12 protein-coding genes are annotated in these 15,262 nt (G+C 65.5%); 11 read left to right on the forward strand and 1 reads right to left on the reverse strand.

Annotation, left to right across the window (positions count from 1 at the left end):
- The first annotated feature begins 2 nt into the window (after positions 1 to 2).
- From IVB26_RS08685 to IVB26_RS08710, 6 genes are all read left to right on the forward strand, one after another.
- On the forward strand, positions 3 to 1,139 hold the full coding sequence (locus IVB26_RS08685) for an NAD(P)/FAD-dependent oxidoreductase (protein ID WP_247971295.1): 1,137 nt from the start codon (positions 3 to 5) through the stop codon (positions 1,137 to 1,139).
- A 26-nt stretch (positions 1,140 to 1,165) separates the two neighbouring features.
- A complete protein-coding gene (locus IVB26_RS08690) occupies positions 1,166 to 1,462 on the forward strand; it encodes a (2Fe-2S)-binding protein (RefSeq protein WP_247971296.1) in 297 nt (98 codons plus the stop codon).
- Positions 1,459 to 2,877, forward strand: a complete 1,419-nt coding sequence (locus IVB26_RS08695; RefSeq protein WP_247971297.1) for an FAD/NAD(P)-dependent oxidoreductase — start codon at positions 1,459 to 1,461, stop codon at positions 2,875 to 2,877. Before IVB26_RS08690 ends, IVB26_RS08695 begins: the two co-directional genes overlap by 4 nt.
- Complete coding sequence (locus tag IVB26_RS08700; RefSeq protein ID WP_247971298.1) at positions 2,874 to 4,001, forward strand: NAD(P)/FAD-dependent oxidoreductase; 1,128 nt, start codon at positions 2,874 to 2,876, stop codon at positions 3,999 to 4,001. The genes IVB26_RS08695 and IVB26_RS08700 overlap by 4 nt, the downstream gene beginning before the upstream one ends.
- Positions 4,002 to 4,200: 199 nt before the next feature.
- Entirely contained in the window at positions 4,201 to 4,548 is a 348-nt protein-coding gene (locus IVB26_RS08705; protein ID WP_246925637.1) for a RidA family protein, read from the forward strand.
- A 168-nt stretch (positions 4,549 to 4,716) separates the two neighbouring features.
- Positions 4,717 to 6,330, forward strand: coding sequence for an ABC-F family ATP-binding cassette domain-containing protein (locus IVB26_RS08710; RefSeq protein ID WP_247971299.1), 1,614 nt, complete (start codon positions 4,717 to 4,719; stop codon positions 6,328 to 6,330).
- A 187-nt stretch (positions 6,331 to 6,517) separates the two neighbouring features.
- On the opposite strand, the gene IVB26_RS08715 is transcribed toward IVB26_RS08710, so the two are convergent.
- Positions 6,518 to 7,852 carry a dicarboxylate/amino acid:cation symporter gene (locus IVB26_RS08715; RefSeq protein ID WP_247971300.1) on the reverse strand — a complete coding sequence of 445 codons (1,335 nt, stop codon included), beginning with the start codon at positions 7,850 to 7,852 and terminating at the stop codon, positions 6,518 to 6,520.
- Between the two features lie 140 nt (positions 7,853 to 7,992).
- Here IVB26_RS08715 and IVB26_RS08720 point away from each other — a divergent pair, with 140 nt between their 5' ends.
- The 5 genes from IVB26_RS08720 to IVB26_RS08740 all read left to right on the forward strand — a co-directional run bounded on the left by IVB26_RS08720 (position 7,993) and on the right by IVB26_RS08740 (position 15,260).
- Positions 7,993 to 9,312 (forward strand): solute carrier family 23 protein, encoded by a 1,320-nt coding sequence (locus IVB26_RS08720; RefSeq protein WP_247971301.1) that lies wholly within the window; start codon positions 7,993 to 7,995, stop codon positions 9,310 to 9,312.
- Positions 9,313 to 9,385: 73 nt separating this feature from the next.
- Positions 9,386 to 10,222, forward strand: a complete 837-nt coding sequence (locus tag IVB26_RS08725; protein WP_247971302.1) for an SDR family oxidoreductase — start codon at positions 9,386 to 9,388, stop codon at positions 10,220 to 10,222.
- A 116-nt stretch (positions 10,223 to 10,338) separates the two neighbouring features.
- Complete coding sequence (locus IVB26_RS08730; RefSeq protein ID WP_247971303.1) at positions 10,339 to 12,138, forward strand: cation:proton antiporter domain-containing protein; 1,800 nt, start codon at positions 10,339 to 10,341, stop codon at positions 12,136 to 12,138.
- Between the two features lie 76 nt (positions 12,139 to 12,214).
- A complete protein-coding gene (locus tag IVB26_RS08735) occupies positions 12,215 to 13,036 on the forward strand; it encodes an NAD-dependent protein deacetylase (RefSeq protein ID WP_247971304.1) in 822 nt (273 codons plus the stop codon).
- A gap of 139 nt (positions 13,037 to 13,175) precedes the next feature.
- Positions 13,176 to 15,260, forward strand: coding sequence for a hydantoinase/oxoprolinase family protein (locus IVB26_RS08740; RefSeq protein ID WP_247971305.1), 2,085 nt, complete (start codon positions 13,176 to 13,178; stop codon positions 15,258 to 15,260).
- The last annotated feature ends 2 nt before the right edge of the window (positions 15,261 to 15,262 follow it).

A 15,262-nucleotide genomic window follows, 5' to 3' on the forward strand; every position in this document is an offset into this window, starting at 1 on the left:
CTATGTCAGGAGAATATGACGTCGCCGTCGTTGGCGGCGGTTTGCTCGGCTCCGCCATTGCCTGGGGCCTCGGCCGGCTCGGCAAGCGCGTGGCCGTGCTCGACGAAGGCGACATCACCAAGCGCGCGTCGCGCGCGAACTTTGCGCTGGTGTGGGTGCAGAGCAAGGGCCTCGGCATGCCAGCCTATACGGTCTGGACCGTACAGGCGTCGCAGGCGTGGGGCCGGCTTGCCTCCGAACTGAAGCAGCAGACCGGCCTCGATGTCTCGCTTCAGCAGAACGGCGGCTTTCATCTCACGCTCGGCGAGGACGAATTCGGCCAGCGTACCGAGCTCGTCAAGCGCATGCACAACCAGGTTGGCGCGGCCGACTACAAGATGGAGATGCTCTCCGCATCCGACGTGAAGAAGTCGCTGCCGCTGATCGGGCCGGAAGTGTCCGGCGGCAGCTATTGCCCGCTCGACGGCCATGTCAATTCGCTGCGCACGTTCCGCGCCTTCCACACCGGCTTCAAGGCATTCGGCATCGACTATCTTCCGGAACGGCCGGTCTCGGCGATCAGCAAGAGCGGCGGCGAATTCCGTCTGACCACGCCCAAGGGCGAGTTGCGCGCCGCGAAAATCGTGCTCGCCGCGGGTAACGCCAACCAGACGCTCGCGCCCATGGTCGGCCTTTACGCGCCGATGGGCCCGACCCGTGGCCAGATCGTGGTGACCGAGCGCACCATGCCGTTCTTGCCGCATCCTCTGACGACGATCCGCCAGACCGACGAGGGTACGGTGATGATCGGCGACAGCAAGGAGGACGAGCTCGACGACCGCGCGCTGAAGCATTCGATCAGCGCCGTGATGACCGATCGCGCCCAGCGCATGTTCCCGCATCTGTCGCGGCTCAACGTGGTCAGGAGCTGGGCCGGGATCCGCGTCATGCCGCAGGACGGCTTTCCGATCTACGACCAGTCGGAGACGCATCCCGGCGCCTTCGTCGCCTGCTGCCATTCCGGCGTGACGCTCGCCTCCAACCATGCCTTCGAGATCGCGCGTATGGTGGCGCAAGGCGCGCTCGAGCCCGAATTGGTCGGCGCGTTCTCGGCGAGCCGTTTTGGCGGTGTGGGCGCGGCAAACAACAGCGGCTACTAGAGATATCAAGGAGCCAAGGGGCATCCATGTTTAAGAGATCCGAACAGGACAACCGGCCACCGGTGCAGATCTTCGTCGACGGCGTTGCCATTGCGGCGCGCCAGGGCGACACCGTCTCTGCCGCGCTGCTGGCGTCCGGCGTGGACGCGCGTCGTTCGACCGCGGTGAGCGGCGCGCCGCGTCTGCCCTACTGCATGATGGGCGTGTGCTTCGATTGCCTTGTCACCATCGACGGCGTCGGCAACCGCCAGGGCTGCCTTGTCCCCGTCGTCGAGGGCATGCAAATCGAGATCCAGAAGGGCAAGCGGGAGATCGGAAGATGAGTGTGGCTCCCAAGCGCGAAGCCTATGACGTCGTGGTGATCGGCGCGGGGCCCGCGGGCCTTGCCGCTGCCGCGACATCCGCCGAAGCCGGCCTGTCGACGCTGCTGTTCGACGAGAATGTCGGCCCTGGCGGACAGGTGTTCCGCGCCATCGCCTCGACACCTGTCACTGATCGCGATCAGCTTGGCGCGGACTATTGGGCCGGTGCCGATCTCGTGCAGGCGTTGCGTGCGAGCAGCGCCGAGGTCATTCATCGTGCCACCGTCTGGAGCCTCGACCGCAACCTCGAGATCGCCGTCTCGATCGGCGGTGCGTCAGCCTTCGTCAAGGCGAAGCGCGTGATCCTTGCGACCGGCGCGCTGGAGCGGCCGTTTCCGATTCCGGGTTGGACGCTGCCGGGCGTGATGACCGCGGGCGCGGCGCAGACGATGCTGAAATCGTCGGCGCTCGTGCCCGACGGACGCACGGTCATTGCAGGGCAGGGGCCGCTGCTCTGGCTGCTCGCCGCGCAAATCCTGCGCCTCGGCGGCCGCATCGACCGTATCCTCGACACCACCGCGCGCGGCAATTACTTCGCAGCGCTCCCGCATGCCTTCGCCTTCCTGACGTCGCCCTATTTCGCCAAGGGCCTCTCCATGATGCGCGAGGTGAAGGCGAAGGTACAGGTCGTCTCCGGCGTCACCGAGCTCTCGGCATCCGGTGACGGCCAACTCGCGAACGTAAGCTATGTCGCGGGCGGCAAGCGCGAAGCCGTTCCTGCCGATCTGCTGCTGCTGCATCAGGGCGTCGTGCCCAACGTCAATCTGGCGATGGCGGCAGGCGTCGAGCATCGCTGGGACGATCTGCAGCTCTGCTGGTCGCCCGTGCTGGATGCGAGCGGCAATTCGACCGTTCCCGGCATCGCCATCGCCGGCGACGGCGCCGGCATTGGCGGCGCGAACGCCGCCGTGGTGCGCGGCCGCATCGCGGCGCGTGCGGCGGTGGAAGCGCTGGCACCTGCGACGGCCGCAAGGCTCGCACCGATGGCAACGCTTCGCTCCGATCTCGCCAAGGCTGAACGTGGGCGCGTCTTCCTCGACACGCTATTCCGCCCGGCGCCGCAGTTCCGGATTCCCGCAGGCGACACCATCGTCTGCCGCTGCGAGGAGGTCACCGCAAAGGACGTTCTCGACTCCGTCGCGATCGGCGCGACCGGACCGAACCAGCTCAAGGCCTATCGCCGCACCGGCATGGGGCCGTGCCAGGGCCGGCTCTGCGGCCTCACCGTCACCGAACTGATGGCGCAGGCGCGCGGGAAGACGCCGCAGGAGATCGGCTATTACCGGCTGCGCGCGCCGGTGAAGCCGATCACGCTCGCCGAGCTCGCTGCCGTCCCGAAGACCGAGGCCGACGTCAAGGCGGTGGTGCGCGGATGACCAAGAACGTGGATGCGATCGTCGTCGGCGGCGGCATCCACGGATGCTCGACTGCGCTGCATCTATGCCTTGCCGGCATGAAGCCGGTGCTGATCGAGAAGGACTATGCCGGCCGCCACGCCTCGGGGGTCAATGCCGGCGGCGTGCGCCAGCTCGCGCGGCACATCCCCGAGATCCCGCTCTCGATCCGCTCCATGGGGATCTGGGAGAAGATCTCGGATCTTCTCGACGACGATTGCAGCTTCGAGAGCCACGGCCAGGTGCTGGTCGCCGAGAACGAAGAGGAGCTCGCGGTCTGCCGTACGCGCGTGGCCGAGCTCAACGCGCTCGGCTTCACCCATGAAGAGCTGATCGACGCGACCGAACTGCGGCGCCTCGTGCCGGCGGTCGCCGAGACCTGTCCGGGCGGGGTGGTCTCGCGCCGCGACGGTGCGGCCAACCCGGCGCAGGCAACGACGGCATTCCGTCGCAAGGCCGGGCAACTCGGCGCGACCGTGCGCGAAGGCGTGGCCGCCAGCAACATCCGGTATAGCGACGGTCTCTGGCACGTCGACGTCGGCTCGGACACCTATGCCGCGCCGGTGCTCGTCAACGCCGCCGGCGCCTGGGCCGGCAAGATCGCGGCCGCGCTCGGCGAGCCCGTGCCGGTCGAGACCGTGGCGCCGATGTTGATGATCACCTCGCGCGTGCCGCACTTCATCGATCCCGTCGTGATTCTGCGCGGCCGCAAACTCTCCTTCAAGCAATTCTCCAACGGCACCGTGCTGATCGGCGGCGGCCATCTGGCAACGCCGTACCAGGATCGCAATGAGACGGTGCTGGACTGGAAGAGCCTCGCAATCAGCGCCCGCACCGTGTTCGAGCTGTTCCCGGTGATGCGCAGCGCCACCATCGTCCGCGCTTGGGCCGGGATCGAGGCGAAGATGAAGGACGATATCCCCGTGTTCGGTCCGAGCAGCCGCCACAAGGGGCTCTATCACCAGTTCGGCTTCTCGCTGCACGGCTTCCAGCTCGGCCCCGGCGCCGGTGCGGTCATGGCCGAGCTGATCGTCAACGGCGGCACCCAGACCCGCGTCAGCGATCTCGGCATCGACCGCTTCCATCCCACGACGTTGTCCGCATGAAGAGGTTTGAACGGATCGAGCCGCGCGCTCGTCTTACCTCTCCCGCTTGCGGGGGAGGTCGGCGCGTAGCGCCGGGGGTCTCTCCATACGGGGAGTATCTCGATCGCGGAGACACCCCCGCCCCGGCCGGGAGAGGGAGCGCACCTGCTTCGTCGCTTCAACTTAACCTAATCTCACCGCGCTTTAAGAAGAGGACATCATGAGCATCACCCGCAGCATCCGCACGCCCATCATGCACCGCGCCGTCGAAGCCAACGGCTTCGTCTTCCTCGGCGGCACCATCGCCGACGACACCTCGGTCTCGATGGGCGACCAGACCCGCAACATCCTCGGCAAGATCGCCGGCTACCTGAAGGAAGCGGGAACCGACAAGTCGCGCGTCGTCAGCGCCTCGATCTTCGTCACGGACCTCTCCAAGAAGAAGGAGATGGACGCGGCCTGGACCGAGTTCTTCGGCGACAATCTGCCGACCCGCGCCACGGTTGGCGTCGCCGATCTCGGCGGCAGCGCGCTGATCGAAGTGGTGGTCACCGCATTCAAGGGCTGATTGCAGGTTCATCGAGCGACAGCGCTTTCCTCGCGCTGTCGTTCCCTCGAACCGTGGCTTGATCTTGCGCTTCTGCAGGACTAGTTAGAGGGCTCTCAATCAGGAACTTCGCAGCCATGGATTTTACCCCGACCGCAACGCCGATCCGCCTTGCTCACGGGGAATTCCATGCCTGCTTCAATCATCCTGTCGAATCTGTCGCTATCCACGCCTGACGGCCGTTCTCTTCTTTCCAGCATCGATCTGACATTCGCCGCCGAGCGCACCGGTCTCGTCGGCCGTAACGGCGTCGGGAAGACGACGCTGCTTGCGTCAATTCTGGGGGAGCATGTTCCCCAGTCCGGACGTGTTCTGATCAACGGCACCATCGGCCTGCTGCGCCAGGACGTTCAACCGCCTCTGGATGCGACGGTGGCTGATCTGTTCGATGTGCGGCGGGCACTGGAGCTGATGCGCCGTGCGGAGCGGGGCGAGGTCTCGGCCGACGACATCGCCACAATCGACTGGACGCTCGAAGCGCGGCTTCAAAGCTCGCTGGCGCGCCTCGGCTTCGATCCCTCTCCTGAGACGCCGCTCTCATGCCTGTCCGGCGGCCAGATCACGCGGGTGCGTCTCGCCGCCCTGGTCTTCGCCCAGCCCGACTTCCTGCTGCTGGACGAGCCCACCAACAATCTCGACCGGGACGGACGCAAGGCGGTGACCGATCTCCTCGCCGCCTGGCGCGGCGGCGCGATCGTCGTCAGCCACGATCGGAATCTGCTCGAAACCATGGATACGATCGTCGAACTGACATCGCTGGGCGCAACACGATACGGCGGCAATTGGAGCCGCTACCGCGAGCAGAAGGCCCTCGAGCTCGCGGCCGTCAGGCACGATCTGGCGCATGCCGAGAGACACCTGTGCGAGATCGACGGCAAGGCACAGGCGACCGCCGAGCGGAAAGATCGCAAGGACAGCGGCGGGAAGAAGAAACGGGCGAAAGGCGACATGCCGCGCATCCTGGCCGGCGCGCGCAAGGACCGCAGCGAGGATACTGGCGGCAAGCTTGCGCAAATCGCCGAGCGGCGGCGCGCCGAAGCGCTGGAAGCTGCCGACACGGCACGTCGCCGCATCGAAGTTCTTCAGCCGCTGTCGGTGAAACTGCCCGCGACTGGTCTGCCGGCGGGTAGGGAGGTCGTTTGGCTCGACGACGTCACCGCCGGCTATCGGCCGGAGCAGCCGGTCTTGCACGATCTGTCGTTCACGATCGTCGGTCCGGAGCGCGTCGCGTTAGTCGGGCCCAACGGCTCGGGCAAGACGACGCTGCTGAAACTCATTGCCGGCGAGTTGCGCCCCTTCTCGGGCACTGTCCGGGTCAGGCCCGACTTCGCGCTGTTCGACCAGAAAATCAGCCTGCTCAATCCCGCGCTCTCGATCCTGGAAAATTTCGGCCGTCTCAATCCAGCGGCGGGTGCAAATGCGTGCCATGCCGCGCTGGCCCGGTTCATGTTTCGCGCCGATGCCGCCTTGCAGGTCGTTGGCAGTCTGAGCGGCGGGCAAATGTTTCGTGCGGGCCTTGCCTGCGTGCTGGGCGGGACGAGGCCGCCGTCCCTGCTGATCCTGGACGAGCCGACCAATCATCTCGACATCGAGTCCATCGAGGCCGTTGAAGCTGGCTTGAGAGCCTATGACGGCGCGCTGCTCGTCGTTAGCCACGACGAAGCGTTCTTGCAGGCGATCGGGATTGGGCGGCGGATCGATGTCGCCGCCAAGGTGCTGCACACCAACGGCGGGATCATCTGATCCCGCCTGACGGTCCGGATATGGCAGTGATTATCAAAAACCCGACGCTCTGCCCCCAGCGCGTCGGGTGGAAAAAATGAGTATCAATCCGTGATCCCAACCCGAGTGTTGTGACGCGTGTCGCATCAATTTTCTACTCCGGGAAACTACCGCGTTGGACTGGGCTTCGCATTCCCCGTGCGCGGGCCTATGAGGCTGCGCTTCCACCCGGCTCCAGCGCTTCGCCGATCTCCAGCGGATGGGCCATGGTCTCGTGCAGGGCGTCGCGATCGAGCTCGCCTTCCGAAATGCTGATGACGACGCAGGCGACGCCGTTGCCGATCAGATTGGTCAGGGCGCGGCATTCGCTCATGAACTTGTCGATGCCGACCAGGATCGCGATCGACTGGATCGGGATGTCAGGCACGATCGAGAGCGTCGCGGCGAGCGTGATGAAACCGGCGCCGGTCACGCCCGAGGCGCCCTTCGACGTGATCATGGCGATGCCGAGAATGCCGAGCTCCTGCCAGATCGTCAGATGCGTATTGGTCGCCTGCGCCAGGAACAGCGTCGCCAGCGTCATGTAGATGTTGGTGCCGTCGAGGTTGAAGCTGTAGCCGGTCGGGATCACGAGGCCGACCACCGAGCGCGAGGCGCCGAGATGCTCCATCTTCTGGATCATTTGCGGCAGAACCGTTTCTGAGGATGAGGTGCCAAGCACGATCAGCAGCTCGTCCTTGATGTAGGCGATGAAACGCAGGATCGAGAAGCCGGCGAGCCGGGCGATCGCGCCGAGCACGATCAGCACGAACAGCATGCTGGTGAGATAGAACGTCCCGATCAGGGCCGCGAGGTTGAGCAGCGAGCCGAGGCCGTAGGCGCCGACGGTGAACGCCATCGCGCCGAAAGCGCCGATCGGGGCCACGCGCACGATGATGCGGATGATGCCGAAGAACATCTTCGCCGCCTTGTCGATCGCGTCCGCAATGGGTTCCCCGGCCTTGCCGAGGAAGGCGATGGCGAAGCCCGAGAGGATCGAGATCAACAGCACCTGCAACAGATCGCCCCGCGCGATCGCGCCCAGATAGCTGTCGGGAATGATCGCCATCAGATGGGCGACGATGCCTTCCTCCTTTGCCTTGGTGACGTAGGTCGCCACCGAGTTCGGATCGATCGTGGCGGGATCGATGTTGAAGCCGTGTCCGGGCTGAAGAACCTCGCCGACGAGCAGGCCGACCGCGAGCGCAACGGTCGAGACCGTTTCGAAATAGATCAGCGACTTCAGCCCGACCCGGCCGACACGCTTGAGGTCGCCCATCGAGGAGATGCCGTGCACCACGGTGCAGAAGATCACCGGCGCGATCATCATCTTGATCAGCGCGATGAAGCCGTCGCCGAGCGGCTTCAGCGCCTTGCCGAGATCAGGGTAGGAATAGCCGACGAGTACGCCAAGCACGATCGCGATCAGGACCTGGACGTAAAGGATCTTATACCAGGGCTGATGCCGACGCCGGATGGCTGGCTGGATCGCGACTTGTGTCATAGAGTGTGTCCCGGAACGCATTGATCTTGCAGGATGGGATCTTGCATGACCTGCACCATGTGATGGCCGCCGCAGAAGTGACAATCACATTTTTGTCGGATCGCACGAAGATCAATCGCTGCACCGCAATTGGGGGGAACATGGCAACTGCAATCGGCTCCGATCAGCAAACGCGAGGCTATTTTCCGCGCTGGAAACTCAAGACCTCGGGCGTGATCATGCCGGAGGAGCGGCTGTCATGGGGCCAGACCGCAGTGTCCGGTTTCCAGCATTGCGTCGCAATGTCGGGTTCGACGATCATCGCGCCGCTGCTGATGGGGTTCGATCCCAATGTTGCGGTCCTGTTCTCCGGCATCGGCACGCTGATCTTCTTCGTCATCGTCGGCGGGCGCGTGCCGAGCTATCTCGGATCGAGCTTCGCGTTCATCGCCGTCGTCATTGCCGCCACCGGCTATGCCGGGCAGGGACCGAACCCGAATTTGTCAGTTGCGCTCGGCGGCATCGTCGGCGCCGGGGTGCTGTACGGCGCGATCGCGCTGATCGTGATGTGGTCGGGGGTCGGCTGGATCGAGAGACTGCTGCCGCCGGCCGTCACCGGCGCTGTGGTCGCCGCGATCGGCCTCAACCTCGCGCCCGTGGCGGTCAAGGCGGTGAGCGCCGGTGGGTTCGACACGGGAATCGGGCTCGCGACCGTTCTGATCATTGGCGTGGTCGCCGTGGCCGCGCCGGGCCTGTGGCGCAGGCTGCCGATCATCCTTGGCGCAATCGGCGGATATCTTTTGTATTTGCTGTTCGCGAACGGCCTCGGCTTCGGCAAGCCGGTCGACTTCGCGCAACTTTCGGCCGCGCCGTGGTTCGGCCTGCCGAGCTTCACCACGCCGACCTTCCAGGCCGACGCAATCTTCCTGATCGCGCCGGTTGCGGTCATCCTCGTCGCCGAGAACCTTGGGCACATCAAGGCTGTCGGCGCGATGACGGGCCGGAGCCTCGATGCCTATCTCGGCCGCGCCCTGTTCGCCGACAGCTTAGCTACCATCGTCGCAGCCTGCGGCGGCGGCACCGGCGTGACCACCTATGCCGAGAATATCGGCGTCATGGCGGCGACGAAGGTCTATTCCACCTTGTTGTTTGCCTTCGCGGCCATTGTATCGATCCTGCTCGGCTTCTCGCCGAAATTCGGCGCGCTGATCCTGTCGATTCCCGGGCCCGTCATCGGCGGCCTCTCGATCGTGCTGTTCGGATTGATCGCGGCGATGGCGGGCCGGATCTGGGTCGAGAATAAGGTCGACTTTGCAAATCCTGCAAACCTGATCACCGCCGCCCTGGCGTTGACCGCGGGCGCGGGCGACCTGACGCTCAAATTCGGCGCATTCACGATCGGCGGGATCGGCACCGCAACCTTTGGCGCCATCATCTTGTATCAGATCCTGACCTCGCCGCTGGCGAGACGTGCGGAATGAATCCCAGCGATGCGCTGAGGAGATGGAACAAAAGGCGCCTTCCGCCGATGATGAGGCATTCCGGAGAGAACCCATGCCGCAACCCGATCGCTCGACTTCGTTTCCCTCGCGCCTTGTCGGCCAATACGCGCTGGTGACCGGCGCCTCACAAGGCATCGGCCGCGCCGTCGCCATCCGGCTCGCCCAGGAAGGCGCGACTGTTGCCATCAATTATTTCGACCATCCTGAAAGGGCCGAGGAGACGCTTGCGCTCGCGCGGACGGCATCGGGCGATCGCGGCCATGGCAAGCTCGATCACATCATGGTCAAGGCCGATGTCAGCAATGAGCAGGACGTTGCGGCGATGTTCGAGACGATCCTTTCGCGCTGGAAGCGCCTCGACTGTCTCGTCAACAATGCCGGCTTCCAGCGGGAATCGCCCAGCGAAGCGCTCGACATCGAAACCTATCGCCGCATCATCGACGTCAATCTCAACGGCGCCGTGCTCTGCGCGCAGAAGGCGCTCGCCCATTTCGTCGCGCGCGGCGCAGGCGGCAGCATCATCAACTGCTCCAGCGTCCATCAGATCGTACCAAAGCCCGGCTATCTCGCTTACTCGATCAGCAAGGGCGGCATGGCCAATTTGACGCGTACGCTGGCGCTGGAGTTCGCCGGCCGCAATATCCGCGTGAATGCGGTCGGCCCGGGCGCGATCGACACGCCGATCAACGCGGCCTGGACCGGCGATCCCCAGAAGCGCGGCGTTGTCACCAGCCACATTCCCATGGGGCGCGTCGGCACGCCGGAAGAGATCGCCGCTGTGTTCGCCTTCCTGGCCTCCGACGATGCGAGCTACATCACCGGGCAGACCCTCTACGCCTGCGGAGGCCTGACGTTGTTTCCCGAATTCCGGGAGAATTGGGCGAGCTGACTTCAGTTTGTGACTGTGGGGATGGCGGGCGGGCCGATTGGGGGTCTGCGGCGCCGTGTGCTATCGACCGTGGACGACGCTGCCGCTATTGGCAAGCGCCGACACATGAAGGGCTCGTGACCACAAATATCAACATCAATGCCTACAGTGACGCGCTGGTGGTCCTCGGCACTGCCGGTGTCGTGGTGCCGATTGTCCGCCATTGGGGCATCAATCCCGTGCTGGGTTATCTCGGTGCCGGCGCCATCCTGGGTCCGCTCGGGCTTGGCTCGCTCGTAAAGGACCTCCCGCTCCTGTACTGGTTCACGGTGGCGGACGCAGAGAACGTAGAGGGGATCGCAAATCTCGGTATCGTGTTCCTGCTCTTCCTGATCGGGCTCGAGCTGTCTTTCCGAAGGCTCGTCACGATGCGACGCCTGGTGTTCGGGCTTGGCGGCCTGCAGGTGCTGATGACGTCCGCGATGATTTTCGGTGCGGCGCTCCTCTCCGGGCAGAGCTCCGACGCGGCCGTCATCCTTGGCGCCAGCCTTGCGCTATCCTCGACGGCGATCGTGCTCGAGCTCCTGTCCAGCGAGAGGCGGCTTGCGACCACGACCGGGCGCGCTAGCTTCTCGGTTCTGCTGGCCCAGGACCTTGCAGTGGTTCCCATTCTGGTCTTCGTCTCGGTGCTCGGCGCGGGGAATGATGGCTCCGTCCTGACGCACATCTCCAGTGCGATCCTGAAAGCCGCGCTGGCGGTCGCTGTCCTCATTCTGCTCGGACGGCTCCTGATGCGTCCGCTCCTCCAGATGGTTGCAGGCACCCATTCGACGGAGTTGTTCGTCGCTGCGACCTTGTTCGTCATTGTCGGCGCGGGGCTTGCCGCGCACCAGGCCGGCCTGTCGATGGCGCTCGGAGCATTCGTTGCGGGACTGATGCTGGCGGAAACGGAGTATGGCAAGGCCATTGAGGCCACGGTCGAGCCGTTCAAGGGCCTGCTGCTCGGCATCTTCTTCTTCACTGTCGGCATGGCCATCGACTTCCGCGTGTTCATGCGCGAGCCCGGATGGCTGCTGGCCGCCGTTGTCGGCCTTCTCGCCGGCAAGGCGATCGTGCTCATTGTCCTGGGCCGCATTTTCAAGCTCTCGTGGCCGGCGGCGATCGAGAGCGGCTTCCTGCTGGGCCCCGTCGGCGAATTCGCTTTCGTCAGCATCGGAATGGCGGCGGCTGGCGGCCTGATCGAGCCTCGCGTGTCGAGCTTTGCCGTCGCCATCACGGCGGTGACGATGGCGTTGACACCGTTCTTGAACATGCTCGGACGACGGCTGGGCGCCAAGCTTGGCAGCGAGCGCACGCCAGATCCCGAACTCGCGGTTCGGCCGCCCGGCGACCGGGCACAGGCCATCGTGGTCGGCTACGGCCGCGTCGGTAAGGTCGTCTGCTCGCTGCTGACGAGCCACGGCCTGAACTACATCGCGGTCGATCACGAGGCCGTCGCCGTGGCGCGTGACCGCCGCGACGGTCACAAGGTCTATTTTGGCGATGCGACAGAACCGGGTTTCCTGGAGGCTTGCGGCCTGATGCAGACGACCGGTGTGATCATCACCATCCAGTCGCGGCCGGCGATCGATGCGGTCGTCGAGCGGGTCCGCGCGGTGCGCCCGGATGTGCTGATCGTTTCACGTGCGCGGGACGCCGATCATGCCCGCCACCTCTATGCGATCGGCGCAACCGACGCGGTGCCGGAAACCATCGAGGCAAGTCTGCAGCTTTCCGAAGCCGCATTGGTCGGCCTCGGCGTTGCGGTCGGGCACGCGATCGCGTCGGTGCACGAGAAGCGGGACGAATTCCGGCTGACGCTGCAGCAAGCCGCCCGCATTGCAGGACAAGACAAGGCTCGTTCGGTGGATCTCACGGGCCGCCGGTCCCCGCGATAGCCGCCTGGCCGGGCTGCTGCGCGCCGCGGACCTCAATGATCTGGCAAAACCGCCCGGCGCAGACTACATCTGCGCCATGGCAAGTGCTCCGCTGGCAAGCTCCGCGCTCGAAAAATTCGTCGACCGCCACGAACGGCTGTTCGTGCTGACCGGCGCCGGCTGCAGCACCAATTCGGGCATTCCCGACTATCGCGACAGAAACGGCAACTGGAAGCGGACCCAGCCGGTCAACTTTCAGTCCTTCATGTCGGACGAGCAGACGCGCCGGCGCTATTGGGCCCGCAGCCTGATCGGCTGGCGGCGGTTCGGGCAGGCAAAGCCGAACGATGCGCATCATGCGCTGGCCCGGCTCGAGGCGAACGGCCGGTGCGGGATGCTGCTGACCCAGAACGTCGATCGGCTGCATCAATCCGCCGGCCATCGGCAGGTGATCGACCTGCATGGCCGGCTCGACCTGGTGCGCTGCATGGGCTGCGGGGCGAAGACGCCGCGCGATGAGTTTCAGCAGGCGCTGGGCCGCGCGAATGCGGCGTGGCTGACGCTCGATGCCGCCGATGCACCGGATGGCGACGCCGACCTGGAGCACGATGATTTTTCGTCCTTCCAGGTGCCTCCTTGCGAAGCCTGCGGCGGCATCCTCAAGCCCGACGTCGTGTTCTTCGGCGAGAACGTCCCGCGCGACATCGTCGCCACCGCGCGGGACCATCTGTCGCAGGCCGACGCGATGCTCATCGTCGGCTCCTCGCTGATGGTCTATTCGGGATTCCGCTTCGTGCAGGCTGCCGCGCAGCGCAACATTCCGATCGCGGCGGTCAATCTCGGCCGCACCCGCGCCGACGATCTCCTCACACTGAAGGTCGAGGAGCGCTGCGAAGCGGCGCTTGCATTCCTGCTCTGATCGCGCGGGCGCCGAACACGCCTTGCCTATTGCATAGGTGCCAAGCAGAATGGCCGGACGCGGCGTTTCCTCGTCGGCCATGGCATGGAAATTGCTGCGTTTTTGAACCAGTCTTGACGATCAGCGCGGAGAATTTGGAATGCTTGAGGGAGCCGAGGTGCGGCTTGCCGTTGATATCGGTGGCACGTTCACCGACATCGTGCTGGACGTGGGCGAGGTACGGAAGACGCGCAAGCTGCTGACGACACCGCAGCGGCCTGAACAGGCGGTGCTGGACGGCATGCGCCTCATTCTCACTGACGCGCGCGCGCATATCAGCGACATCGACGTCTTCATTCACGGCACGACGCTCGCGACCAACTCGATCATCGAGCGCCGCGGTGCCAGGACGGCCCTGATCGCGACCGAAGGCTTTCGCGACGTGCTCGATATCGGCACCGAGAGCCGCTACGATCAATATGATCTCGGCATCGACAAGCCGAAGTCGCTGGCGCCGCGCAGCCTGCGTTTCACCGTGCCCGAGCGCGTCGACGCCCACGGCGTCGTCCGCCTCCCGCTTGACGAAGCTTCGGTGCGTGCACTCGCGCCGAAATTGCGTGGGCTGGGCGTCGAGAGCGTCGCGATCGCCTTCCTGCACTCCTACGCCAATCCCGAGCACGAGCGGCGTGCAGCCGCGATTCTGGCCGAGGAGATGCCTGGCATCTCGGTGACCGTGTCCTCGGCCGTGTGTCCCGAGATCCGCGAATATGAGCGCACCTCGACTGCGGTCGCGAATGCCTATGTGCAACCCCTGATCGACGGCTATCTCGCCCGCATGGCCGACGCCTTGCAGGTCGAGCAGTTCCGCGGCGCGATCTACCTCGTCACCTCCGGCGGCGGCGTCACCTCAATCGAGACGGCGCGGCGCTTTCCGGTGCGTCTCGTCGAATCCGGCCCCGCCGGCGGCGCCATTTTCGCGGCGCAGATCGCGGCGCGGCTTGGCGAAAGCAAGGTGCTGTCCTTCGACATGGGCGGCACCACCGCGAAGATCTGCCTGATCGAGAAGTATCAGCCCGAGACCTCGCGCGTGTTCGAGGTCGATCGCGCCGCGCGCTTTCTCAAGGGCTCCGGTCTGCCGGTGCGCATTCCCGTGATCGAGATGGTCGAGATCGGCGCCGGCGGTGGCTCGATCGCCCATGTCGACGCGATGAAGCGCGTCACTGTCGGCCCCGAGAGCGCCTCGTCGGAGCCCGGCCCCGCCTGCTACGGCCGCGGCGGCCAGCGTCCCGCCGTGACGGATGCCGACGTCGCGCTCGGCATGATCGATCCCGATGCGTTTGCGGCCGGCACGATCAAGCTCGATCCGGAGCTGTCCAAGCAGGCGCTGCTCCGCGACGTCGGCGAGCCGCTCGGCCTGTCCGCGGAAACCGCGGCCTATGCCGTTCATGAAGTCGTCTGCGAGAACATGGCGAGCGCGGCGCGCGTGCACGCGGTCGAGCGCGGGGAGATCGTCGGCCAGCACACGTTGATCGCCTTTGGCGGCGCCGCGCCGCTGCATGCGGCGCGTGTTGCCGAGAAGATCGGCGTCTCCCGGGTGATCGTGCCGTCGAATGCCGGCGTCGGCTCGGCCGTCGGGTTCCTGGCCGCGCCGATCGCCTATGAACTGGTGCGCAGCCGTCATGTCCGGCTCGACGATTTCGACACCGAAGCGGTCTCCGACCTGTTGCAGGAGATGGTGACCGAAGCGCGCGCGCTGGTCGAGCCTGGCGCGGCCGGAGCACCGGTGCGCGAGCGCCGCGCTGCCTTCATGCGCTATGTCGGCCAGGGTCACGAGATCTCGGTCGAGCTGCCGAATCGGCGGCTGACGGCGGCCGATCTCGCCGGCCTGCGCCAGAAGTTCGAAGCGGATTATTCCGCGATGTTCGAGCGGGCGATCCCGGGTGCTGCTATCGAGGTGCTGAGCTGGTCGGTGCTCGCTACGACGGAGGCGCGTAATCCGCCTGCCGTTGCGGCGGTCGCGCGCAAGCCGGCGGCCAAGGCTGTCGGCAGCCGCAAATTCTTCGATGGCCGCGCCGGCGAGGTGATCGAGATCCCGCTCTACCGCCGCGAGGACATGGCGCCCGGCGCGACCATTGCCGGGCCCGCCGTCATTGCGGAGGACGAGACCTCGACCTTCGTCTCCACCAGTTTTGACGCCCATATCGACGGTGCCGGCAGCATCGTCATGGAACGAAAGGCGGCCTGATC

This window comes from Bradyrhizobium sp. 195 (assembly GCF_023101665.1).
Lineage (GTDB): Bacteria > Pseudomonadota > Alphaproteobacteria > Rhizobiales > Xanthobacteraceae > Bradyrhizobium.